This is a genomic window from Vibrio japonicus, assembly GCF_024582835.1.
In the GTDB taxonomy this organism is placed as follows: domain Bacteria; phylum Pseudomonadota; class Gammaproteobacteria; order Enterobacterales; family Vibrionaceae; genus Vibrio; species Vibrio japonicus.
This window is the reverse complement of sequence record NZ_CP102096.1, coordinates 2730915-2754680: the sequence shown is the minus strand read 5'-3', so window position 1 is coordinate 2754680 and position 23766 is coordinate 2730915. Positions and strand designations below refer to the sequence as shown.

The following is a 23766-nucleotide window of genomic DNA, read 5'->3' as shown; positions in this document are numbered from 1 at the left end:
ACTTCTATCTATAGTCAATCTATCAATGCAATTTCGTTCTATTATTCGCATCGTCGGGCTTTTGCTCGCACTGTTTAGTGTCTCTATGTTAGCGCCAGCTCTAGTTGCGTTAATCTATCGCGATGGTGCCGGTGTAGCATTCGTTACCACCTTTTTCGTCTTGCTCTTTTGCGGGACTCTATGCTGGTTTCCAAACCGACACTTTAAGCATGAGCTTAAGGCTCGGGATGGTTTCTTAATTGTTGTTTTGTTTTGGACGGTATTGGGTAGTGCGGGTTCAATTCCATTCTTATTGTCTGATAACCCAAATGTTTCTGTTACCGATGCGTTTTTTGAATCCTTTTCCGCGTTAACGACAACCGGAGCAACGGTGATTGTAGGTTTAGACGAGCTTCCTAAGGCAATCTTGTTTTATCGCCAGTTTTTGCAATGGTTTGGCGGCATGGGAATCATTGTTTTAGCCGTTGCTATCCTTCCCGTGCTGGGGATTGGGGGGATGCAGTTGTATCGAGCAGAAATTCCTGGTCCAGTAAAAGACAGTAAAATGACGCCTCGAATAGCAGAAACCGCTAAAGTACTTTGGTACATCTACCTTAGCCTAACTATTGCGTGTGCTGTCGCTTTTTGGTTTGCAGGAATGACGCCGTTTGATGCGATTGGGCACAGCTTTTCGACCATCGCTATCGGAGGTTTCTCCACTCACGATGCCAGTATTGGTTATTTTGATAGTTACACGATTAACCTTATTACCGTGGTATTTTTGTTAATATCCGCGTGTAACTTTTCACTTCATTTTGCCGCTTTTGCATCAGGTGGTGTCCATCCTAAGTATTACTGGAAAGACCCAGAATTCAGAGCGTTTCTATTTATACAGTTTCTGTTATTTATTGTGTGTTTCGCGATGCTACTAAGCCATCACTCCTACGACACATATTATGACGCATTTGACCAAGCTCTATTCCAAACGGTATCAATATCGACTACGGCAGGATTTACCACTACGGGCTTTTCTGACTGGCCTCTCTTTCTGCCCGTTTTACTTTTGTTTTCTTCTTTTATAGGTGGTTGCGCTGGATCGACTGGTGGCGGCATGAAAGTCATTCGTGTATTGCTACTTACTCTACAAGGTGTTCGTGAACTAAAGCGTCTTGTGCACCCGAGAGCGGTGTATACCATCAAAGTGGGGGGCTCTGCGCTTCCTCAACGTATCGTTGATGCAGTGTGGGGTTTCTTCTCTGCCTATGCGTTAGTGTTTGTGGTTTGTATGTTGGGATTGATTGCGACCGGAATTGACGAACTGAGTGCATTTTCTGCTGTAGCAGCCACGCTTAATAACCTTGGTCCTGGCTTAGGCGAAGTTGCGTTGCATTTTGGTGATATAAATGACAAAGCAAAGTGGGTATTGATTGTCTCTATGCTATTTGGTCGACTAGAAGTATTTACCTTATTAATCTTACTAACACCAACATTTTGGCGCAGTTAAGGAGTAAATGTGAAAAGAGCTCTATTTCTCTATTCTTCACGAGAAGGTCAAACGAAGAAGATTCTTAACTATATAAAAGAGGGACTTTGCGACTTTGATTGTGAACTCGTTGATTTGCACTCAATAGACTCAATTGATATGGACCAGTACGACAGAGTCCTTATCGGAGCATCGATTCGTTACGGGCATCTAAACAAAAAGCTCTATCAGTTTATTCAAAATAATATTGAACAACTTAGTGATAACCCAAAAGTCGCGTTTTTCTGTGTAAACCTAACGGCTCGTAAAGAAGACCAAGGTAAAGATACGCCAGAGGGTAGTGCTTATATCCAGAAGTTCTTACAGAAATCTCCTTGGAAACCTGAACTTATCGGCGTTTTCGCTGGTGCGCTCTATTATCCGCGATACGGCTTCTTCGATAAGATGATGATCAAACTCATAATGACGCTTACTGGTGGAGAAACGGACACAAGTAAAGAAGTTGAGTACACAAACTGGAAAAAGGTCTCTGTATTTGCTCAAAAGTTTAAAGAATTGTAGCTTAAATGTACTATTTTACGGTGTTTGGCTCAATTAATGACCGAACAATAAAAAAAACAAAAAAAATGAGAAAAAGTGGTTGCCAAGAAAGTTTCGATCTCTATAATGCCCCCTCGCTGACACGGGAAAGCTTCGAAAGAAACAACAACGAGTTAGCAGGTCACTTAGCCAAGTCGAAAGACTTGAAAGAAGTTTGAAAAAAGTGGTTGACACTAAACTTTAACTCGCTAAAATGACCGTCCGTTTTGAGAAAGCCTCAAAACAAGCTCTTTAACAATATAAACCTATCAATCTGTGTGGGCACTCGTTGATGATAATCCAATTAGATACCTCGGTATCAAATTAGGTTTCAATGATACGAAGTGACCATTGAATCTTCGGATTCAGCACAGTCAATTCAAACATTACTTTATGTAATGTTCAGTATTCATTGAGCCGACAAAATCTTAAATTGAAGAGTTTGATCATGGCTCAGATTGAACGCTGGCGGCAGGCCTAACACATGCAAGTCGAGCGGAAACGAGATGTCTGAACCTTCGGGGAACGATATCGGCGTCGAGCGGCGGACGGGTGAGTAATGCCTGGGAAATTGCCCTGATGTGGGGGATAACCATTGGAAACGATGGCTAATACCGCATAATAGCTTCGGCTCAAAGAGGGGGACCTTCGGGCCTCTCGCGTCAGGATATGCCCAGGTGGGATTAGCTAGTTGGTGAGGTAAGGGCTCACCAAGGCGACGATCCCTAGCTGGTCTGAGAGGATGATCAGCCACACTGGAACTGAGACACGGTCCAGACTCCTACGGGAGGCAGCAGTGGGGAATATTGCACAATGGGCGCAAGCCTGATGCAGCCATGCCGCGTGTATGAAGAAGGCCTTCGGGTTGTAAAGTACTTTCAGTCGTGAGGAAGGTAGTGTAGTTAATAGCTGCATTATTTGACGTTAGCGACAGAAGAAGCACCGGCTAACTCCGTGCCAGCAGCCGCGGTAATACGGAGGGTGCGAGCGTTAATCGGAATTACTGGGCGTAAAGCGCATGCAGGTGGTGTGTTAAGTCAGATGTGAAAGCCCGGGGCTCAACCTCGGAATAGCATTTGAAACTGGCAGACTAGAGTACTGTAGAGGGGGGTAGAATTTCAGGTGTAGCGGTGAAATGCGTAGAGATCTGAAGGAATACCGGTGGCGAAGGCGGCCCCCTGGACAGATACTGACACTCAGATGCGAAAGCGTGGGGAGCAAACAGGATTAGATACCCTGGTAGTCCACGCCGTAAACGATGTCTACTTGGAGGTTGTGGCCTTGAGCCGTGGCTTTCGGAGCTAACGCGTTAAGTAGACCGCCTGGGGAGTACGGTCGCAAGATTAAAACTCAAATGAATTGACGGGGGCCCGCACAAGCGGTGGAGCATGTGGTTTAATTCGATGCAACGCGAAGAACCTTACCTACTCTTGACATCCAGAGAACTTTCCAGAGATGGATTGGTGCCTTCGGGAACTCTGAGACAGGTGCTGCATGGCTGTCGTCAGCTCGTGTTGTGAAATGTTGGGTTAAGTCCCGCAACGAGCGCAACCCTTATCCTTGTTTGCCAGCACTTCGGGTGGGAACTCCAGGGAGACTGCCGGTGATAAACCGGAGGAAGGTGGGGACGACGTCAAGTCATCATGGCCCTTACGAGTAGGGCTACACACGTGCTACAATGGCGCATACAGAGGGCGGCCAACTTGCGAGAGTGAGCGAATCCCAAAAAGTGCGTCGTAGTCCGGATCGGAGTCTGCAACTCGACTCCGTGAAGTCGGAATCGCTAGTAATCGTGGATCAGAATGCCACGGTGAATACGTTCCCGGGCCTTGTACACACCGCCCGTCACACCATGGGAGTGGGCTGCAAAAGAAGTAGGTAGTTTAACCTTCGGGAGGACGCTTACCACTTTGTGGTTCATGACTGGGGTGAAGTCGTAACAAGGTAGCGCTAGGGGAACCTGGCGCTGGATCACCTCCTTATACGATGATTATTGCGATGAGTGTTCACACAGATTGATGGTTTATGTAGTTTAAGAGAAAGAACATCCCCCAAGATGTTCAACTTAGTGTCCCGTTCGTCTAGAGGCCTAGGACACCGCCCTTTCACGGCGGTAACAGGGGTTCGACTCCCCTACGGGATACCATTGGGTCGTTAGCTCAGTTGGTAGAGCAGTTGACTTTTAATCAATTGGTCGCAGGTTCGAATCCTGCACGACCCACCATTCTTTCCACGAAGGATGGCTTTTGTTTCACTTTTACCAAAAGTGAAGACAAGAGAAAACTTATGTGGGCGATTAGCTCAGTTGGGAGAGCACCTGCCTTACAAGCAGGGGGTCACTGGTTCGAGCCCGGTATCGCCCACCATTCTCTAAGTATTTTTGGATAGGATTTCCAAACCACTTCAGTAAAGCGTATGTGGTTGGAATTTTTGACGCTGAAAAAGCTTAGAAAATGGTCTTCTTCGGAAGCATCATGCTCTTTAACAATTTGGAAAGCTGACAAAACAATCTTTTAAGATTGTTTGTAAAGTTCTCAATGTTTGTCTTTAAAGACAAACACCAATACAACACATTCAAGTGTTCTTGGCTTTTTGTTTTCACTTTTATAAAAAGTAAAATAAAAAGAAATTGAGTCCGGCAAAATCGAAAGCTATCTCGCTCATTCAAATAATGAGATAGCAACTTTGGTTGTTTAAACAACATCCTCAAGATTCGCTCCGCGAAACTCTTTGGGGTTGTATGGTTAAGTGACTAAGCGTACACGGTGGATGCCTTGGCAGTCAGAGGCGATGAAGGACGTATTAACTTGCGATAAGCCCAGATTAGGCAGTAAAAGCCACTTGAGTCTGGGATTTCCGAATGGGGAAACCCACGTGCATAAGCACGTATCTTGTACTGAATACATAGGTGCAAGAGGCGAACCGGGGGAACTGAAACATCTAAGTACCCCGAGGAAAAGAAATCAACCGAGATTCCGAAAGTAGCGGCGAGCGAAATTGGACTAGCCCTTAAGCTTTATATGCGTTAGACGAACGGTCTGGAAAGTCCGGCGATACAGGGTGATAGCCCCGTAGTTGACAACGCACATTCAGTGAAATCGAGTAGGGCGGGACACGTGATATCCTGTCTGAATATGGGGGGACCATCCTCCAAGGCTAAATACTACTGACTGACCGATAGTGAACCAGTACCGTGAGGGAAAGGCGAAAAGAACCCCTGTGAGGGGAGTGAAATAGAACCTGAAACCGTGTACGTACAAGCAGTAGGAGCAGGCTTTGTCCTGTGACTGCGTACCTTTTGTATAATGGGTCAGCGACTTATATTCAGTGGCAAGGTTAACCATCTAGGGGAGCCGTAGGGAAACCGAGTCTTAACTGGGCGCTCAGTCTCTGGATATAGACCCGAAACCAGGTGATCTAGCCATGGGCAGGTTGAAGGTTGAGTAACATCAACTGGAGGACCGAACCGACTAATGTTGAAAAATTAGCGGATGACTTGTGGCTAGGGGTGAAAGGCCAATCAAACCTGGAGATAGCTGGTTCTCCCCGAAAGCTATTTAGGTAGCGCCTCGGACGAATACTACTGGGGGTAGAGCACTGTTAAGGCTAGGGGGTCATCCCGACTTACCAACCCTTTGCAAACTCCGAATACCAGTAAGTACTATCCGGGAGACACACGGCGGGTGCTAACGTCCGTCGTGGAGAGGGAAACAACCCAGACCGCCAGCTAAGGTCCCAAATTATAGCTAAGTGGGAAACGATGTGGGAAGGCTTAGACAGCTAGGATGTTGGCTTAGAAGCAGCCATCATTTAAAGAAAGCGTAATAGCTCACTAGTCGAGTCGGCCTGCGCGGAAGATGTAACGGGGCTAAGCTATAAACCGAAGCTGCGGCAATGCAGTTTACTGCATTGGGTAGGGGAGCGTTCTGTAAGCCGTTGAAGGTGAGTTGTAAAGCTTGCTGGAGGTATCAGAAGTGCGAATGCTGACATGAGTAACGATAAAGGGGGTGAAAAACCCCCTCGCCGGAAGACCAAGGGTTCCTGTCCAACGTTAATCGGGGCAGGGTAAGTCGACCCCTAAGGCGAGGCTGAAAAGCGTAGTCGATGGGAAACGGGTTAATATTCCCGTACTTCTTACAATTGCGATGGGGGGACGGAGAAGGCTAGGTGGGCCTGGCGACGGTTGTCCAGGTTCAAGTGCGTAGGCTTAAGAGTTAGGTAAATCCGGCTCTTTCTAAGGCTGAGACACGACGTCGAGCACCTACGGGTGTGAAGTCATTGATGCCATGCTTCCAGGAAAAGCCTCTAAGCTTCAGATTGTAAGGAATCGTACCCCAAACCGACACAGGTGGTCGGGTAGAGAATACCAAGGCGCTTGAGAGAACTCGGGTGAAGGAACTAGGCAAAATGGTACCGTAACTTCGGGAGAAGGTACGCTCTTGACGGTGAAGTCCCTTGCGGATGGAGCTATTGAGAGTCGCAGATACCAGGTGGCTGCAACTGTTTATTAAAAACACAGCACTGTGCAAAATCGTAAGATGACGTATACGGTGTGACGCCTGCCCGGTGCCGGAAGGTTAATTGATGGGGTTAGACTTCGGTCGAAGCTCTTGATCGAAGCCCCGGTAAACGGCGGCCGTAACTATAACGGTCCTAAGGTAGCGAAATTCCTTGTCGGGTAAGTTCCGACCTGCACGAATGGCGTAATGATGGCCACGCTGTCTCCACCCGAGACTCAGTGAAATTGAAATCGCTGTGAAGATGCAGTGTACCCGCGGCTAGACGGAAAGACCCCGTGAACCTTTACTACAGCTTGGCACTGAACATTGAGCCTACATGTGTAGGATAGGTGGGAGGCTTTGAAACCGGTACGCCAGTATCGGTGGAGCCGACCTTGAAATACCACCCTTGTATGTTTGATGTTCTAACTTAGCCCCGTCATCCGGGGTGAGGACAGTGCCTGGTGGGTAGTTTGACTGGGGCGGTCTCCTCCCAAAGAGTAACGGAGGAGCACGAAGGTGGGCTAATCACGGTTGGACATCGTGAGGTTAGTGCAATGGCATAAGCCCGCTTGACTGCGAGAATGACAATTCGAGCAGGTGCGAAAGCAGGTCATAGTGATCCGGTGGTTCTGAATGGAAGGGCCATCGCTCAACGGATAAAAGGTACTCCGGGGATAACAGGCTGATACCGCCCAAGAGTTCATATCGACGGCGGTGTTTGGCACCTCGATGTCGGCTCATCACATCCTGGGGCTGAAGTCGGTCCCAAGGGTATGGCTGTTCGCCATTTAAAGTGGTACGCGAGCTGGGTTTAGAACGTCGTGAGACAGTTCGGTCCCTATCTGCCGTGGGCGTTGGAAGATTGAAGGGGGCTGCTCCTAGTACGAGAGGACCGGAGTGGACGAACCTCTGGTGTTCGGGTTGTGTCGCCAGACGCATTGCCCGGTAGCTAAGTTCGGAATCGATAACCGCTGAAAGCATCTAAGCGGGAAGCGAGCCCTGAGATGAGTCTTCCCTGACTCCTTGAGAGTCCTGAAGGGTTGTTCGAGACTAGAACGTTGATAGGCAGGGTGTGTAAGCGTTGTGAGGCGTTGAGCTAACCTGTACTAATTGCCCGTGAGGCTTAACCATACAACACCCAAAGGGTTTTGATGGACTCAAAGTAAGAACATTGAATGTGTAGAGAACACAAAACAGCTTTCCAGATTTTCTCTAGAAATAGAGAGTAAGAATTTGCTTGGCGACCATAGCGATTTGGACCCACCTGATTTCCATGCCGAACTCAGAAGTGAAACGAATTAGCGCCGATGGTAGTGTGGGGTTTCCCCATGTGAGAGTAGGACATCGCCAGGCTTTAATTGCGTACTTGCTTAATCTTTAAGCAAGTCACCATAAAACTTTAAAAAAGCTTAGAGTTTTATGTTGACTTTCAACGCAGACAGCGTATTATACGCGTCCTGCCTAAGTGCTAAGGCACTGAAAGCAAAGCTCTTTAACAATATAAACCTATCAATCTGTGTGGGCACTCGTTGATGATAATCCAAATAGTTTCTTCGGAAACAATTTAGGTTTCAATGATACGAAGTGACCATTGAATCTTCGGATTCAGCACAGTCAATTCATTATCGTTCTGTTGGAACGATAATAGCTTTAAAATTACATTAGTAGTTTTGAAGTCAGTATTCATTGAGCCGACAAAATCTTAAATTGAAGAGTTTGATCATGGCTCAGATTGAACGCTGGCGGCAGGCCTAACACATGCAAGTCGAGCGGAAACGAGTTAACTGAACCCTCGGGGGACGTTAACGGCGTCGAGCGGCGGACGGGTGAGTAATGCCTGGGAAATTGCCCTGATGTGGGGGATAACCATTGGAAACGATGGCTAATACCGCATAATAGCTTCGGCTCAAAGAGGGGGACCTTCGGGCCTCTCGCGTCAGGATATGCCCAGGTGGGATTAGCTAGTTGGTGAGGTAAGGGCTCACCAAGGCGACGATCCCTAGCTGGTCTGAGAGGATGATCAGCCACACTGGAACTGAGACACGGTCCAGACTCCTACGGGAGGCAGCAGTGGGGAATATTGCACAATGGGCGCAAGCCTGATGCAGCCATGCCGCGTGTATGAAGAAGGCCTTCGGGTTGTAAAGTACTTTCAGCAGTGAGGAAGGTGGGTGTGTTAATAGCACATTATTTGACGTTAGCTGCAGAAGAAGCACCGGCTAACTCCGTGCCAGCAGCCGCGGTAATACGGAGGGTGCGAGCGTTAATCGGAATTACTGGGCGTAAAGCGCATGCAGGTGGTGTGTTAAGTCAGATGTGAAAGCCCGGGGCTCAACCTCGGAATAGCATTTGAAACTGGCAGACTAGAGTACTGTAGAGGGGGGTAGAATTTCAGGTGTAGCGGTGAAATGCGTAGAGATCTGAAGGAATACCGGTGGCGAAGGCGGCCCCCTGGACAGATACTGACACTCAGATGCGAAAGCGTGGGGAGCAAACAGGATTAGATACCCTGGTAGTCCACGCCGTAAACGATGTCTACTTGGAGGTTGTGGCCTTGAGCCGTGGCTTTCGGAGCTAACGCGTTAAGTAGACCGCCTGGGGAGTACGGTCGCAAGATTAAAACTCAAATGAATTGACGGGGGCCCGCACAAGCGGTGGAGCATGTGGTTTAATTCGATGCAACGCGAAGAACCTTACCTACTCTTGACATCCAGAGAACTTTCCAGAGATGGATTGGTGCCTTCGGGAACTCTGAGACAGGTGCTGCATGGCTGTCGTCAGCTCGTGTTGTGAAATGTTGGGTTAAGTCCCGCAACGAGCGCAACCCTTATCCTTGTTTGCCAGCACTTCGGGTGGGAACTCCAGGGAGACTGCCGGTGATAAACCGGAGGAAGGTGGGGACGACGTCAAGTCATCATGGCCCTTACGAGTAGGGCTACACACGTGCTACAATGGCGCATACAGAGGGCGGCCAACTTGCGAGAGTGAGCGAATCCCAAAAAGTGCGTCGTAGTCCGGATCGGAGTCTGCAACTCGACTCCGTGAAGTCGGAATCGCTAGTAATCGTGGATCAGAATGCCACGGTGAATACGTTCCCGGGCCTTGTACACACCGCCCGTCACACCATGGGAGTGGGCTGCAAAAGAAGTAGGTAGTTTAACCTTCGGGAGGACGCTTACCACTTTGTGGTTCATGACTGGGGTGAAGTCGTAACAAGGTAGCGCTAGGGGAACCTGGCGCTGGATCACCTCCTTATACGATGATTATTGCGATGAGTGTTCACACAGATTGATATGTTTATAGTTTAAGAGACGATACTGGGTCTGTAGCTCAGGTGGTTAGAGCGTTCGCCTGATAAGCGAGAGGTCGGTGGTTCAAGTCCACTCAGACCCACCAATCTTCCTCCCAGGAGATTGGCATACAGTATCGACACCTTGATGGGGCTATAGCTCAGCTGGGAGAGCGCCTGCCTTGCACGCAGGAGGTCAGCAGTTCGATCCTGCTTAGCTCCACCATCTTTAAGCATTCTTGCGAGTGTGTTTAAAAATGGTTCTTTAATGAATCTAGCTCTTTAACAATTTGGAAAGCTGACAAAACAACAATTTATTGTTGTTTGTAAAGTTCTCAATGTTTGTCTTTATGACAAACACCAATACAACACATTCAAGTGTTCTTGGCTTTTTGTTTTCACTTTTATAAAAAGTAAAATAAAAAGAAATTGAGTCCGGCAAAATCGAAAGCTATCTCGCTCATTCAAATAATGAGATAGCAACTTTGGTTGTTTAAACAACATCCTCAAGATTCGCTCCGCGAAACTCTTTGGGGTTGTATGGTTAAGTGACTAAGCGTACACGGTGGATGCCTTGGCAGTCAGAGGCGATGAAGGACGTATTAACTTGCGATAAGCCCAGATTAGGCAGTAAAAGCCACTTGAGTCTGGGATTTCCGAATGGGGAAACCCACGTGCATAAGCACGTATCTTGTACTGAATACATAGGTGCAAGAGGCGAACCGGGGGAACTGAAACATCTAAGTACCCCGAGGAAAAGAAATCAACCGAGATTCCGAAAGTAGCGGCGAGCGAAATTGGACTAGCCCTTAAGCTTTATATGCGTTAGACGAACGGTCTGGAAAGTCCGGCGATACAGGGTGATAGCCCCGTAGTTGACAACGCACATTCAGTGAAATCGAGTAGGGCGGGACACGTGATATCCTGTCTGAATATGGGGGGACCATCCTCCAAGGCTAAATACTACTGACTGACCGATAGTGAACCAGTACCGTGAGGGAAAGGCGAAAAGAACCCCTGTGAGGGGAGTGAAATAGAACCTGAAACCGTGTACGTACAAGCAGTAGGAGCAGGCTTTGTCCTGTGACTGCGTACCTTTTGTATAATGGGTCAGCGACTTATATTCAGTGGCAAGGTTAACCATCTAGGGGAGCCGTAGGGAAACCGAGTCTTAACTGGGCGCTCAGTCTCTGGATATAGACCCGAAACCAGGTGATCTAGCCATGGGCAGGTTGAAGGTTGAGTAACATCAACTGGAGGACCGAACCGACTAATGTTGAAAAATTAGCGGATGACTTGTGGCTAGGGGTGAAAGGCCAATCAAACCTGGAGATAGCTGGTTCTCCCCGAAAGCTATTTAGGTAGCGCCTCGGACGAATACTACTGGGGGTAGAGCACTGTTAAGGCTAGGGGGTCATCCCGACTTACCAACCCTTTGCAAACTCCGAATACCAGTAAGTACTATCCGGGAGACACACGGCGGGTGCTAACGTCCGTCGTGGAGAGGGAAACAACCCAGACCGCCAGCTAAGGTCCCAAATTATAGCTAAGTGGGAAACGATGTGGGAAGGCTTAGACAGCTAGGATGTTGGCTTAGAAGCAGCCATCATTTAAAGAAAGCGTAATAGCTCACTAGTCGAGTCGGCCTGCGCGGAAGATGTAACGGGGCTAAGCTATAAACCGAAGCTGCGGCAATGCAGTTTACTGCATTGGGTAGGGGAGCGTTCTGTAAGCCGTTGAAGGTGAGTTGTAAAGCTTGCTGGAGGTATCAGAAGTGCGAATGCTGACATGAGTAACGATAAAGGGGGTGAAAAACCCCCTCGCCGGAAGACCAAGGGTTCCTGTCCAACGTTAATCGGGGCAGGGTAAGTCGACCCCTAAGGCGAGGCTGAAAAGCGTAGTCGATGGGAAACGGGTTAATATTCCCGTACTTCTTACAATTGCGATGGGGGGACGGAGAAGGCTAGGTGGGCCTGGCGACGGTTGTCCAGGTTCAAGTGCGTAGGCTTAAGAGTTAGGTAAATCCGGCTCTTTCTAAGGCTGAGACACGACGTCGAGCACCTACGGGTGTGAAGTCATTGATGCCATGCTTCCAGGAAAAGCCTCTAAGCTTCAGATTGTAAGGAATCGTACCCCAAACCGACACAGGTGGTCGGGTAGAGAATACCAAGGCGCTTGAGAGAACTCGGGTGAAGGAACTAGGCAAAATGGTACCGTAACTTCGGGAGAAGGTACGCTCTTGACGGTGAAGTCCCTTGCGGATGGAGCTATTGAGAGTCGCAGATACCAGGTGGCTGCAACTGTTTATTAAAAACACAGCACTGTGCAAAATCGTAAGATGACGTATACGGTGTGACGCCTGCCCGGTGCCGGAAGGTTAATTGATGGGGTTAGACTTCGGTCGAAGCTCTTGATCGAAGCCCCGGTAAACGGCGGCCGTAACTATAACGGTCCTAAGGTAGCGAAATTCCTTGTCGGGTAAGTTCCGACCTGCACGAATGGCGTAATGATGGCCACGCTGTCTCCACCCGAGACTCAGTGAAATTGAAATCGCTGTGAAGATGCAGTGTACCCGCGGCTAGACGGAAAGACCCCGTGAACCTTTACTACAGCTTGGCACTGAACATTGAGCCTACATGTGTAGGATAGGTGGGAGGCTTTGAAACCGGTACGCCAGTATCGGTGGAGCCGACCTTGAAATACCACCCTTGTATGTTTGATGTTCTAACTTAGCCCCGTCATCCGGGGTGAGGACAGTGCCTGGTGGGTAGTTTGACTGGGGCGGTCTCCTCCCAAAGAGTAACGGAGGAGCACGAAGGTGGGCTAATCACGGTTGGACATCGTGAGGTTAGTGCAATGGCATAAGCCCGCTTGACTGCGAGAATGACAATTCGAGCAGGTGCGAAAGCAGGTCATAGTGATCCGGTGGTTCTGAATGGAAGGGCCATCGCTCAACGGATAAAAGGTACTCCGGGGATAACAGGCTGATACCGCCCAAGAGTTCATATCGACGGCGGTGTTTGGCACCTCGATGTCGGCTCATCACATCCTGGGGCTGAAGTCGGTCCCAAGGGTATGGCTGTTCGCCATTTAAAGTGGTACGCGAGCTGGGTTTAGAACGTCGTGAGACAGTTCGGTCCCTATCTGCCGTGGGCGTTGGAAGATTGAAGGGGGCTGCTCCTAGTACGAGAGGACCGGAGTGGACGAACCTCTGGTGTTCGGGTTGTGTCGCCAGACGCATTGCCCGGTAGCTAAGTTCGGAATCGATAACCGCTGAAAGCATCTAAGCGGGAAGCGAGCCCTGAGATGAGTCTTCCCTGACTCCTTGAGAGTCCTGAAGGGTTGTTCGAGACTAGAACGTTGATAGGCAGGGTGTGTAAGCGTTGTGAGGCGTTGAGCTAACCTGTACTAATTGCCCGTGAGGCTTAACCATACAACACCCAAAGGGTTTTGATGGACTCAAAGTAAGAACATTGAATGTGTAGAGAACACAAAACAGCTTTCCAGATTTTCTCTAGAAATAGAGAGTAAGAATTTGCTTGGCGACCATAGCGATTTGGACCCACCTGATTTCCATGCCGAACTCAGAAGTGAAACGAATTAGCGCCGATGGTAGTGTGGGGTTTCCCCATGTGAGAGTAGGACATCGCCAGGCTTTAAATTTAGACTTAGGTCTAACCAGTGCGGAGCGGTAGTTCAGTTGGTTAGAATACCGGCCTGTCACGCCGGGGGTCGCGGGTTCGAGTCCCGTCCGCTCCGCCACTTATTTCGATAGCCTCGCTTTTGCGAGGTTTTTTCGAATCTAAAATTCGAAAGTTCTACAGGGGTGTAGCTCCAATTGGCAGAGCAGCGGATTCCAAATCCGCGTGTTGGGAGTTCGAATCTCTCCACCCCTGCCATATTAAGGCCTCAGTCGAAAGACTGAGGCCTTTTTATATTTATCCGTTCTAAAAATGTGTTCATTTTGAGTACAGGACGCTATTGCTAAAACCATTTCTTAATGTTTGTCCCTTCTAGGATAATACCAATCTGGAAAATTAACTGGTCAGGTCTGCCCATTCTCTCGAACACATCTTGGTGACTCTGTTGGAGCATGCCAAAAAACGATTCCAAGCCCTACACACTTTGGAGACAATGTCTTCGTAATCCGCAAAAGACTGATTGGCGAGATAGTGTTGTCTCATCCAGCTCCATACTTGTTCTATAGGGTTTAGCTCTGGAGAATAGGGGGGAAGTTTGATGACACTGATGTTCTGAAAGCCATTAGCGATATCTTCTGTATGCCATCCTGCGCCATCCATAATGATGACGGCATGACGTCCTTTTTCAGTGACCGCCGATATTTGCTTTAAATGCTCAATCATGAGGTCTTTATTGACCCATGGGACAACGATAGCCTCACCAATACCTTTTTGAGGACAGACAGAACCAAATAGATACGCATATTCGAACTGTTGTTGCTTCACTGCTCTGGGACGTGTGCCTCTTTCAGCCCATAACCGTGTTGTTGTATTTTGTTGCCCAAATCGAGCTTCATCCTGAAACCAGATATCGACATGCTTTAAAGCGACATGACCTGGGATCTTAAGGATCGTTTCGTCTTGGAGTTTTTTTAAAATCTTCCTGTATCGCTTGGGATTGTTGTGGGTGTTTTGAACGGGAAGTGACCCATGAGAAACCCATATGCTCGAGTAGGTAATAGATAGAATCAGGATGATAATGCTGGCCAAATTCTTTCACAATATAGGCATGGATATCGGCGCCGGTCAGTCGCCCACCTTGAGTATCATGAGCTTTATCTTTGATGTATTGGCTCAATTGCTCCCTTTGTTCAGAAGTTAATAATGGTGGTCTTCCCGTTCTTGGCTTTTCCTTCAGCCCTTCTAATCCTTCTTCAAGAAAGATTTGAACCCATCGATTAACACTGGTTCGGCTCACCTTAAGAAACTTGGCGATTTGGGTACGAGAGTGTCCATCTTTGAAATGAGCAAGTGCGAGCAATCTCATTTTCATCTGGATGGATTTCTGCTGGCTTGCGAGCTTTTTAAAATCAATATTCTTGAGGCTATCCATAGCGAATACATTCTATTGTTGAATGGCCTTAAATTAGATCATATTTTTTCTTAGATTGGTATTATCTATTTCATATAAAGATGTTACTCCGGTAACGTTTTAAATCTCAAACTTTGTTTGAACCGTATATGACTGATTTTATTGTTCGAAAAACTCTCTCTGATAGCTACAATACTAAGTTATTGATTAGGGGGAGTTATGGGGCATTTTTATATTCTTGGTTTTATTGCAGTTGGTGGTGCATTTGGTGCCTGCTCTCGTTATTTGATTTCTGAGCTGTGTGTAACGTTATTCGGTCGCGGTTTTCCGTATGGGACGCTTTTAGTGAATGTCATTGGTTCATTCATAATGGGGCTACTTATCGCAGCTTTTGAAAATGGCACTCTAGCGAATGAACCTTGGCGTCAAATTATTGGTCTAGGTTTTTTGGGGGCACTCACCACATTTTCTACTTTTTCTATGGATAACGTCCTGCTTATGCAGCAAGGAGCGTTTATAAAGATGGGACTAAACGTTCTACTTAACGTCGCATTGAGTATTTCCGCTGCTTGGGTCGGCTTTCAGCTTTTAATAAAAAACTAAATCGGATATCACATTTTATTTGTAGAGGTCAGCTTGGTTTATCCAAGTTGATTTTATATACTCGTAAGACTTGTCGGAGTGCCATAAGGCTGAGACCGTTAATTCGGGATCCGTTGAACCTGATCAGGTTAACACCTGCGAAGGGAACAGGAGTAGATATCTACACTAGAATTCTACCTAGTGATCTATCAAATGCTCGAACGTAGTGAATAAGTTGATTATTAAAACACCACTATTTCGACGCCTCTTGTCGCATCTTTCCGCCAAGCATTTTTATCCAAATTCTTTTTATCTAGTATAACAAAGCAAGGAAGAATGCTATGTCGAGTCGCAAACTAGCAAGACTGGAAGCAAAACAGTTTATTGATACCTTATCAGTACAACCATATCCAAATTCGAAGAAAGTCTATGTTGAGGGTTCTCGCCCTGATATTCGTGTGCCGATGCGTGAAATTACTCTCGCAGACAGCTTAGTCGGTGGTACAAAAGAAAGTCCAATATTTGAGCCAAATGAGCCCGTACGTGTATACGATACGTCCGGTGTTTACACCGATCCAGATTACTCTATCGACCTCTACAGCGGTTTACCGAAGTTAAGAGAGGGTTGGATAGAAGAGCGCGCGGATACTGAGGTTCTTGATGATGTTAGCTCTGTCTACACCAAAGAAAGACTAGAAGACGAGACGTTGGATGAGCTGCGCTATGGAAATCTACCTCGCATACGACGTGCTCAAGAAGGGCAATGTGTTACTCAGCTTCACTACGCGCGCAAAGGTATTATCACACCTGAGATGGAATATATTGCGCTGCGTGAGAACATGGGTAGAGCCAAGTACCGCGATGAGGTATTAAACCAACAGCATCCTGGCCAAAGCTTTGGAGCTAATCTGCCTAAAGACATTACTGCCGAATTCGTCCGTAAAGAAGTTGCGGAAGGTCGAGCTATCATTCCTTCCAACATCAACCACCCAGAATCTGAGCCAATGATCATTGGCCGAAACTTTCTCGTTAAAGTGAATGCGAATATCGGTAACTCCTCGGTGACCTCTTCTATTGAAGAAGAAGTAGAGAAGCTGGTTTGGTCTACTCGTTGGGGTGGCGATACTGTAATGGACTTGTCGACAGGACGTAATATTCACGAAACACGCGAATGGATTTTGCGTAATAGTCCAGTACCGATTGGTACCGTACCTATGTATCAGGCGCTAGAAAAAGTGAATGGTATTGCTGAGAACCTAAACTGGGAAGTCATGCGAGACACGCTTATTGAGCAGGCAGAGCAGGGGGTTGACTACTTTACTATTCACGCTGGTCTATTACTGCGTTATGTCCCAATGACAGCTAAGCGTGTAACAGGTATCGTTTCTCGTGGTGGCTCAATCATCGCCAAATGGTGTCTTGCTCATCACCAGGAGAGCTTCCTGTACACCAACTTCCGTGAAATCTGTGAAATCTGTGCTAAGTACGACGTTGCTCTTTCATTGGGTGATGGTCTGCGTCCAGGTTCAGTTGCGGATGCCAACGATGAAGCGCAGTTTGCTGAGTTACGTACCTTGGGTGAGCTGACTAAGATCGCTTGGGAATACGATGTACAGGTTATTATTGAAGGTCCTGGACACGTGCCAATGCACATGATCAAAGAGAATATGGAACAGCAGCTTGAGCATTGCCATGAAGCACCTTTCTATACACTTGGTCCTTTGACTACCGATATCGCACCTGGTTATGACCACATTACTTCCGGGATCGGTGCTGCCATGATCGGTTGGTATGGTTGTGCGATGCTTTGTTACGTGACACCTAAAGAGCATCTAGGTCTGCCAAACAAGGAAGATGTAAAGACCGGTCTGATCACCTACAAACTTGCTGCCCATGCTGCCGATCTTGCAAAGGGTCACCCTGGCGCACAGGTACGTGATAACGCCTTGTCTAAGGCTCGCTTTGAGTTTAGATGGGAAGATCAATTTAACCTATCTCTAGACCCAGATACCGCACGTTCTTTCCACGACGAAACGCTTCCGCAAGAGTCGGGTAAAGTCGCGCACTTCTGCTCTATGTGTGGCCCTAAATTCTGTTCGATGAAGATCTCGCAAGAGGTTCGAGAGTACGCTAAAGACACCAAACAAGTCGCGGCCGACCAAGCCATTTCGGTGAAACTATTGGATGATCCATTAGAAGGCATGCGTCAGAAATCGGAAGAATTTAGAGCAACCGGCTCTGAGTTATACCATCCTGCTGTTGCTGCTCAAGCGGAGGAATGATGACTAAAATCCTTATTCCTGCTGATTACATTGAGCTTACGGGCGTTATCCAGCAGTGCTTATTAGTAGCAGATGAACAAGGATTTACAGTCTCAGGTATAGAGTTGGGTGTCAGCCCAACTCATACCATCTTGGTATCTAACTCAAATGATACCATTGGCTTGGTGGCCGATCTTTACACTGATTTGGCCCCGCGTGTAAGCCAAGACTATTCATCCTCTTACGTCTTTAGCTATCACAGTACACTGGCGCTGTCGGACTTCACTCAACAAGCTCAAAATGTCATTTTTTTAGCGCTTGATGACGGAGAACGTTGTCTGGATGTTTGGCACCATCCGCTGAACGGTGAGGTTCGCGCGTTGTCTTTTTCTTCGAACAACGTTCGACACGCTGATAACCCAAGTCACCTATCTTGGATTGTTACGTTACTTGCCCTCGATTTTCCGCTCGAAGATTGCTTAACGTTGGCACGTGCCATGGTGAATGTTTCACGTGAAACATGGACAAACAACTATGCGCAATTCCCAACACCAGTGATCGAAGATTCGCGTTTAGGTATCAAAGTGGGTTGGGGAGTGAATCAACACCAAATTCAATTCCCAACTTTGGCTCATGCGAGCTTAGGGCTTTATCCCGTCGTGGATAGTGTTGAGTGGATCGAACGCTTACTCAATCTGGGCATTAAGACTCTACAACTGCGGATTAAGAACCCAGACCAAAGTGACTTAGAGCAGCAGATAAAGCGCGCTATTTTACTTGGCAAGCAGTTCGATGCGCAGGTGTTCATCAACGACTACTGGCAACTTGCGATTGAGCATGGTGCGTACGGTGTTCACTTAGGGCAGGAAGATTTGGAGGAGTCCAATCTGAAACAACTGAGTGATGCTGGTATCCGTCTCGGGCTCTCCACACATGGCTATTATGAGCTTTTGCGAATTGTACAAATTGCCCCAAGTTACATTGCACTTGGTCATATCTTCCCAACCACCACTAAGCAGATGCCGTCGAAACCGCAAGGATTAATACGTCTTGCGTTGTATCAAAAACTGATTGATACCATCCCTTATGGTTCCGATGTGGGGGTTCCTACTGTTGCAATAGGTGGTATTGACCTCGCCAATGCGCGTGCTGTTTGGCAATGTGGCGTATCGAGTTTGGCCGTTGTCAGGGCGATCACCTTGTCCTCCGAACCACAGCAAGTGATACAAGCTTTTGCTGACGTTATGGCTTCGAGGGAGATGATAGAGGAGCCGAGCCATGTTGAGTGACAGTGATTTCTTACGGTATCAGCGACAAATCTCATTACCAGAAATCGGTGAAAAAGGGCAAGAGCGCCTTGGTCAATCATCGGTACTGATCATCGGTTGTGGCGGATTGGGTAGTGCGGCTGGGATGTATTTAGCTGCCGCTGGTATTGGCCAGATGGTGATTAGCGATGACGACATTGTTGAAGCGAGTAACCTGCAACGACAAGTGATCTATCGAACCAGCGATATCGACGTGCCAAAAGTGGAGGCGATGGCGGCTCAAATACAGGCGATCAATCCTCAGCTTAAGGTGCGTAAGCTCAATAAGCGGCTTGATGAAGAGCAACTTCAGCTCGAAGTGATGATGGCAGACGTGGTACTTGATTGCAGCGACAACTTAACAACGCGTCATTTGGTCAATCGAGCCTGTCATCGTCAAGCAACACCGCTTATCTCCGGTTCGGCGATTGGTTGGCAAGGGCAGTTTGTTGTGTTTGATTTTGCGCATTCCAAAGAGGGTTGCTACAAATGTCTGGTTCCCGATGAAGTGCTGGCAAGCCCGAGCAAATGCAGTGACAGCGGCATTGTTGGGCCAGTTGTCGGTACGATAGGTAACTATCAGGCACTAGCGGCTTTGCAACTATTGGCACTCGATAAACAGGGCTTGCAACCTAACGAGTTGCACCTGTTTAACGGAATGAACCTCGCTTGGCAGACATTAACCGTTCGGCCAGATAGCGAATGCAGCGTATGTGCTCAGCGAGAACAAGTGAGTCTATGACATGGAAACAATTCAAATCATCATCAATGGTCAAAACCACAACGTGCGATCAAGAAGCTCTTTAGCTGAGATTATTGAGCAGCTGTTGTTACCAGCGTTAGGGTGTGTCTTTGCAATCAACAATTGCGTCATACCGCGCAGCGAGTGGTCGAGTACTCACCTAAATGACGGTGATGCCATCTCGCTCTTTCAAGCCATAGCAGGAGGGTGATCGTATGTTGACGATTGCTGATAAAACATTTCAATCACGTTTGTTTACGGGTACGGGAAAATTCGCCAATAGCGAGATAATGGCTGAGTCGATCAGAGCATCAGGCTCGCAGTTATCGACGATGGCACTAAAGCGTGTGGACGTGGACAATCAACAAGATGACATTCTTAAACCGATTATCGATATGGGCGTTAACTTACTGCCTAACACGTCCGGTGCAAAGAATGCCAAAGATGCCATCTTTGCGGCGCATTTAGCTCGTGAGGCGCTCGGAACCCATTGGCTAAAATTGGAAATTCATCCAGACCCAAAATACTTAATGCCTGATCCAATTGAGACTTTAGCAGCAGCTGAACAATTGGTGAAAGATGGCTTTGTTGTTTTGCCTTATTGCCACGCCGATCCGGTTTTATGTAAGCGATTGGAAGAGGTAGGCTGTGCTGCGGTGATGCCATTAGGCGCACCGATTGGTTCCAACAAAGGTATCGTTTCCCACGATTTTATCGAGATCATCATTGACCAAGCCAACGTGCCAGTCATTGTCGATGCCGGTATTGGGGCGCCTTCGCATGCGGCACGTGCCATGGAAATGGGAGCGGATGCGGTGCTGGTGAATACGGCGATTGCCGCTGCGGCAGATCCTGTATCAATGGCGACGGCATTTAAGCTCGCGGTAGAAGCGGGGAGAATGGCGTACGAAGCGGGCTTAGCGGGCAAGGTATCGCATGCTGTTGCATCCAGTCCGTTGACTTCGTTTCTTGATAACTAAGGTGAGAGGTGGACATGAGTTTCGTCGAACACTTTAAACAGTTGAATTGGGATGACGTGTCTATCTCAATCAACAGTAAAACGGCTGCGGATGTCGAGCGTGCGTTGAGTAAACCTAAACGTGATTTGGAAGACTTCAAAGCGCTGATCTCTCCAGCGGCTGAAGGCTATCTTGAGCAAATGGCGCAACAGTCATTTGCCCTCACACGTAAGCGATTTGGCAATACCATGTCGCTTTATATTCCTTTGTACTTATCTAACTTATGTGCCAATGCGTGTACGTACTGTGGCTTTTCGATGGAAAACCGCATTAAGCGCAGAACGCTCAATCAACAAGAGATTGAAGCCGAGATTGATGCTATCAAACAAATGAAGTTTGATAGCGTGCTATTGGTTACTGGCGAACACGAAACCAAAGTAGGGATGAACTACTTTCGTGAGGTGTTACCGCAGATCAAACAGCGCTTCAATTATCTTGCGATGGAGGTTCAGCCGCTTAAACAAGAAGAGTATGCGGAGCTGAAAAGCTTAGGTTTGGATGCGGTGATGGTTTATCAAGAAACGTATCATCCGTCGACGTACGCGCAACATCATTTACGCGGCAATAAGATGGATTTTGAGTTTCGCCTTGAAACCCCCGACCGGTTAGCAAAAGCTGGGATAGACAAGATTGGTATCGGTGCGTTAATTGGGTTAGAGGACTGGCGTACTGACTGCTTCTTTACTGCTGCGCATCTAGATTACTTAGAGCGCACCTACTGGCAAACCCGCTACTCGATATCGTTTCCTCGCTTACGTCCGTGTGCGGGAGCATTGCAACCAAAGTCAGTCATGACGGATAAGCAATTGGTACAGCTGATTTGCGCGTATCGCTTATTTAATCCGGAAGTGGAGTTGTCACTCTCTACCCGAGAGTCACCTGAGTTTCGCGATAATGTGTTACCGCTTGGGATCACTTCCATGTCGGCAGCCTCCAAAACGCAACCGGGTGGCTATGCAAGTGATGATGTGGAACTCGAACAGTTCGAGATAAGCGATGAACGCAGCGCAGCATCGGTAGAGTCAATGATTCGAGCTAAGGGCTTTGACCCAGTATGGCGTGATTGGCACTCCGCTTATTCTGGGTAACCAGTGTTTCACGTGAAACATAAAAAAGGGATTGATGACATCATCAATCCCTTTTTATTTATCGTTCTAGATCATCGCTTATGCATGCACTATTGGCTGAGTCGCGGCACGCAGCCATTCTCTAACGTCACCTTCAACTAATGGGTTGATTTCATCCCATACCTTTTGGTGGTATTCGTTAAGCCATGTTAGTTCAGGGCGAGTTAACATATTAACGTTGATATTGCGTGTATCGATAGGGCAACGCGTCAGTGATTCGAATGCCAGTACCGGGAAGTCACCTTGGGTTGGCTTTTCGACAACCAATTCTAGGTTCTCGATACGGATCCCAAAAGCGTCTGCTCGGTAGTAGCCAGGCTCGTTTGAAAGTACCATGCCTTCAACCAGAGGGACATCGACATGCTTTTTAGAAATGCTTGCCGGGCCTTCATGCACACTTAAAAAGTGGCCGACGCCATGGCCTGTGCCGTGGTCATAGTCATAACCTTCTGCCCACAGATGTTGGCGCGCAAGGGTATCGATTTGGTAGCCGCGAGTTCCTTTCGGGAATCGTGCTCGTGCGACGCCAATGTGACCTTTCAGTGCCAGAGTGAATTGTTTAATCATTTCTTCGCTTGGTTTACCAATTGCAATGGTACGCGTGATATCGGTTGTGCCATCAAGGTATTGGCCACCTGAGTCAACTAAGTAAAGAGTATCCATTTCTAACTGACCAGGCTCTGGTTGGTTTTCATGGTTATAGTGACACATTGCTGCATTGCTACCAGCTGCGGAAATTGTATCGAAGCTCAAATCCATTAGCGTTGGATCTTCTTTACGGAAGCTTTCGAGTTTGTCAGCTAGGGTGGCTTCATCATGTAATTTAGCATTAGCGACTTCGTTGTCTAGCCAGCTGAGGAATTTGCTCATCGCCACACCATCACGGATGTGACAGGCTTTCATCCCGGCAATTTCAACATCGTTCTTCGCCGCTTTTGGCATTAAACACGGGTCAGCGGCACCAATCACAGTTGCGCCTGAATTTTGTAAAATCAGCTTAAACCACGCGTTGCTGATGGCTGGATCTACAAGAACCTTTTTACCCGTTAGTGCTTCAAGTTGCGTTTGAAGTTTCTCTGGATGGTAAACAGAAAGACCAGCACCAACGTGAGCTTCAAAGTCTGCTGGTAGACGCGCAGGGTCTAGGAAGAACTCAACGCTTGCGTCACAGTGTAGGATGGCATGCGAAAGCAGAACCGGTAGGCGAGACACATCCAAACCGCGAATGTTCAGTAGCCAGCACACTGAATCCAGAGCGGTGATGACTGCACTGTCTGCACCTGAATTTTTAATCAGTTCGGCAATTTCAGCACGCTTACTTTCACTTGATTGACCCACAGATTCTGTCGGCATTAAACGTACGTCAGAGACGAACGGTTCAGGACGATCATGCCAGATATCATCAATTGGATTCGATTCAAGAATCTTAAGCTCAATAGAGCCCGCTAGTTTACCTTGCGCACCGTTTAGCCACGCAGCGCTGTGCATTCGTGGGTCTATGGCAACGCTCGCGCCTTTTTCCACATTTTCTTTGATCCAATCTAACGCCGGTTCTTCTATCAAATGGCGATACTCAAAGAACTCTGCAGGTACCTGCTTGGTGACTTGAACTGTGTATCGACCGTCAACAAAGATCGCCGCTTTGTCTTTCGTGATGACAGCCGCACCAGCAGAACCAGTAAAACCGGTTAGCCAATGAAGACGTTCATTGTGTGCCGGAACGTATTCACCTAGGTATTCATCTTCGTGTGGAACAAGTAGAGCATCAATATTATGTTGAGCTAGCCATTCTCTGATGGCTGTTAGACGTTGTTCTGTCGTCGTTAGCATCTGTTAATCCTTCA

At 47.6% G+C, this 23766-nt stretch carries 12 protein-coding genes, 7 tRNA genes, 6 rRNA genes and 1 riboswitch; of the genes, 22 read left to right on the top strand and 3 right to left on the bottom strand.

Annotated features, from left to right (window positions below; genetic code table 11):
* Positions 1 to 25 precede the first annotated feature (25 nt).
* From NP165_RS13115 to NP165_RS13045, 15 genes are all read left to right on the top strand, one after another.
* Positions 26 to 1483 carry a TrkH family potassium uptake protein gene (locus tag NP165_RS13115; protein WP_257084334.1) on the top strand — a complete coding sequence of 486 codons (1458 nt, stop codon included), beginning with the start codon at positions 26 to 28 and terminating at the stop codon, positions 1481 to 1483.
* 9 nt (positions 1484 to 1492) lie between these two features.
* Positions 1493 to 2023 (top strand): menaquinone-dependent protoporphyrinogen IX dehydrogenase, encoded by a 531-nt coding sequence (gene hemG, locus NP165_RS13110; protein WP_257084333.1) that lies wholly within the window; start codon positions 1493 to 1495, stop codon positions 2021 to 2023.
* 448 nt (positions 2024 to 2471) lie between these two features.
* A 16S ribosomal RNA gene (locus NP165_RS13105) occupies positions 2472 to 4023 on the top strand.
* An 88-nt stretch (positions 4024 to 4111) separates the two neighbouring features.
* Positions 4112 to 4187: transfer RNA gene (locus NP165_RS13100), tRNA-Glu, on the top strand.
* A gap of 2 nt (positions 4188 to 4189) precedes the next feature.
* Positions 4190 to 4265 (top strand) — tRNA-Lys (locus NP165_RS13095).
* A gap of 66 nt (positions 4266 to 4331) precedes the next feature.
* A tRNA-Val gene (locus NP165_RS13090) sits at positions 4332 to 4407 on the top strand.
* A 376-nt stretch (positions 4408 to 4783) separates the two neighbouring features.
* Positions 4784 to 7674 (top strand): 23S ribosomal RNA (locus tag NP165_RS13085).
* A 105-nt stretch (positions 7675 to 7779) separates the two neighbouring features.
* Positions 7780 to 7896: ribosomal RNA gene (gene rrf / locus NP165_RS13080) — 5S ribosomal RNA — on the top strand.
* 351 nt (positions 7897 to 8247) lie between these two features.
* Positions 8248 to 9798 (top strand): 16S ribosomal RNA (locus NP165_RS13075).
* Between the two features lie 64 nt (positions 9799 to 9862).
* A tRNA-Ile gene (locus tag NP165_RS13070) sits at positions 9863 to 9939 on the top strand.
* Positions 9940 to 9982: 43 nt separating this feature from the next.
* Positions 9983 to 10058: transfer RNA gene (locus tag NP165_RS13065), tRNA-Ala, on the top strand.
* A gap of 316 nt (positions 10059 to 10374) precedes the next feature.
* Positions 10375 to 13265: ribosomal RNA gene (locus NP165_RS13060) — 23S ribosomal RNA — on the top strand.
* 105 nt (positions 13266 to 13370) lie between these two features.
* Positions 13371 to 13487, top strand: a 5S ribosomal RNA gene (gene rrf, locus NP165_RS13055).
* The 16S, 23S and 5S rRNA genes sit together here with 7 tRNA genes alongside, the layout of an rRNA operon.
* Positions 13488 to 13517: 30 nt before the next feature.
* A tRNA-Asp gene (locus NP165_RS13050) sits at positions 13518 to 13594 on the top strand.
* A 60-nt stretch (positions 13595 to 13654) separates the two neighbouring features.
* Positions 13655 to 13731 (top strand) — tRNA-Trp (locus tag NP165_RS13045).
* 138 nt (positions 13732 to 13869) lie between these two features.
* Here the strand turns inward: NP165_RS13045 and NP165_RS13040 are convergent.
* The gene (locus NP165_RS13040; RefSeq protein ID WP_257085587.1) at positions 13870 to 14517 is read right to left on the bottom strand and encodes an IS630 family transposase; all 648 of its coding nucleotides are present in this window, start codon (positions 14515 to 14517) and stop codon (positions 13870 to 13872) included.
* Positions 14417 to 14905, bottom strand: a complete 489-nt coding sequence (locus NP165_RS13035; RefSeq protein WP_257083891.1) for an IS630 family transposase — start codon at positions 14903 to 14905, stop codon at positions 14417 to 14419. The genes NP165_RS13040 and NP165_RS13035 overlap by 101 nt, the downstream gene beginning before the upstream one ends.
* Positions 14906 to 15103: 198 nt before the next feature.
* Between NP165_RS13035 and crcB the strand changes: the two genes are divergently transcribed.
* The 7 genes from crcB to thiH all read left to right on the top strand — a co-directional run bounded on the left by crcB (position 15104) and on the right by thiH (position 21883).
* Positions 15104 to 15487 carry a fluoride efflux transporter CrcB gene (gene crcB, locus NP165_RS13030; protein ID WP_257084332.1) on the top strand — a complete coding sequence of 128 codons (384 nt, stop codon included), beginning with the start codon at positions 15104 to 15106 and terminating at the stop codon, positions 15485 to 15487.
* A 64-nt stretch (positions 15488 to 15551) separates the two neighbouring features.
* A riboswitch (TPP riboswitch) is annotated at positions 15552 to 15650 on the top strand.
* A gap of 157 nt (positions 15651 to 15807) precedes the next feature.
* The gene (gene thiC, locus NP165_RS13025) at positions 15808 to 17748 is read left to right on the top strand and encodes a phosphomethylpyrimidine synthase ThiC (RefSeq protein ID WP_257084331.1); all 1941 of its coding nucleotides are present in this window, start codon (positions 15808 to 15810) and stop codon (positions 17746 to 17748) included.
* Positions 17748 to 19016, top strand: coding sequence for a thiamine phosphate synthase (locus NP165_RS13020; RefSeq protein ID WP_257085600.1), 1269 nt, complete (start codon positions 17748 to 17750; stop codon positions 19014 to 19016). Before thiC ends, NP165_RS13020 begins: the two co-directional genes overlap by 1 nt.
* Positions 19006 to 19776 (top strand): HesA/MoeB/ThiF family protein, encoded by a 771-nt coding sequence (locus tag NP165_RS13015; RefSeq protein ID WP_257084330.1) that lies wholly within the window; start codon positions 19006 to 19008, stop codon positions 19774 to 19776. The genes NP165_RS13020 and NP165_RS13015 overlap by 11 nt, the downstream gene beginning before the upstream one ends.
* Before the next feature lies 1 nt (position 19777).
* Positions 19778 to 19987, top strand: coding sequence for a sulfur carrier protein ThiS (thiS, locus tag NP165_RS13010; RefSeq protein WP_257084329.1), 210 nt, complete (start codon positions 19778 to 19780; stop codon positions 19985 to 19987).
* 4 nt (positions 19988 to 19991) lie between these two features.
* On the top strand, positions 19992 to 20756 hold the full coding sequence (locus tag NP165_RS13005) for a thiazole synthase (protein WP_257084328.1): 765 nt from the start codon (positions 19992 to 19994) through the stop codon (positions 20754 to 20756).
* Between the two features lie 14 nt (positions 20757 to 20770).
* Entirely contained in the window at positions 20771 to 21883 is a 1113-nt protein-coding gene (gene thiH, locus NP165_RS13000; protein ID WP_257084327.1) for a 2-iminoacetate synthase ThiH, read from the top strand.
* A gap of 78 nt (positions 21884 to 21961) precedes the next feature.
* On the opposite strand, the gene NP165_RS12995 is transcribed toward thiH, so the two are convergent.
* Complete coding sequence (locus tag NP165_RS12995; protein WP_257084326.1) at positions 21962 to 23752, bottom strand: aminopeptidase P family protein; 1791 nt, start codon at positions 23750 to 23752, stop codon at positions 21962 to 21964.
* Positions 23753 to 23766: the final 14 nt, after the last annotated feature.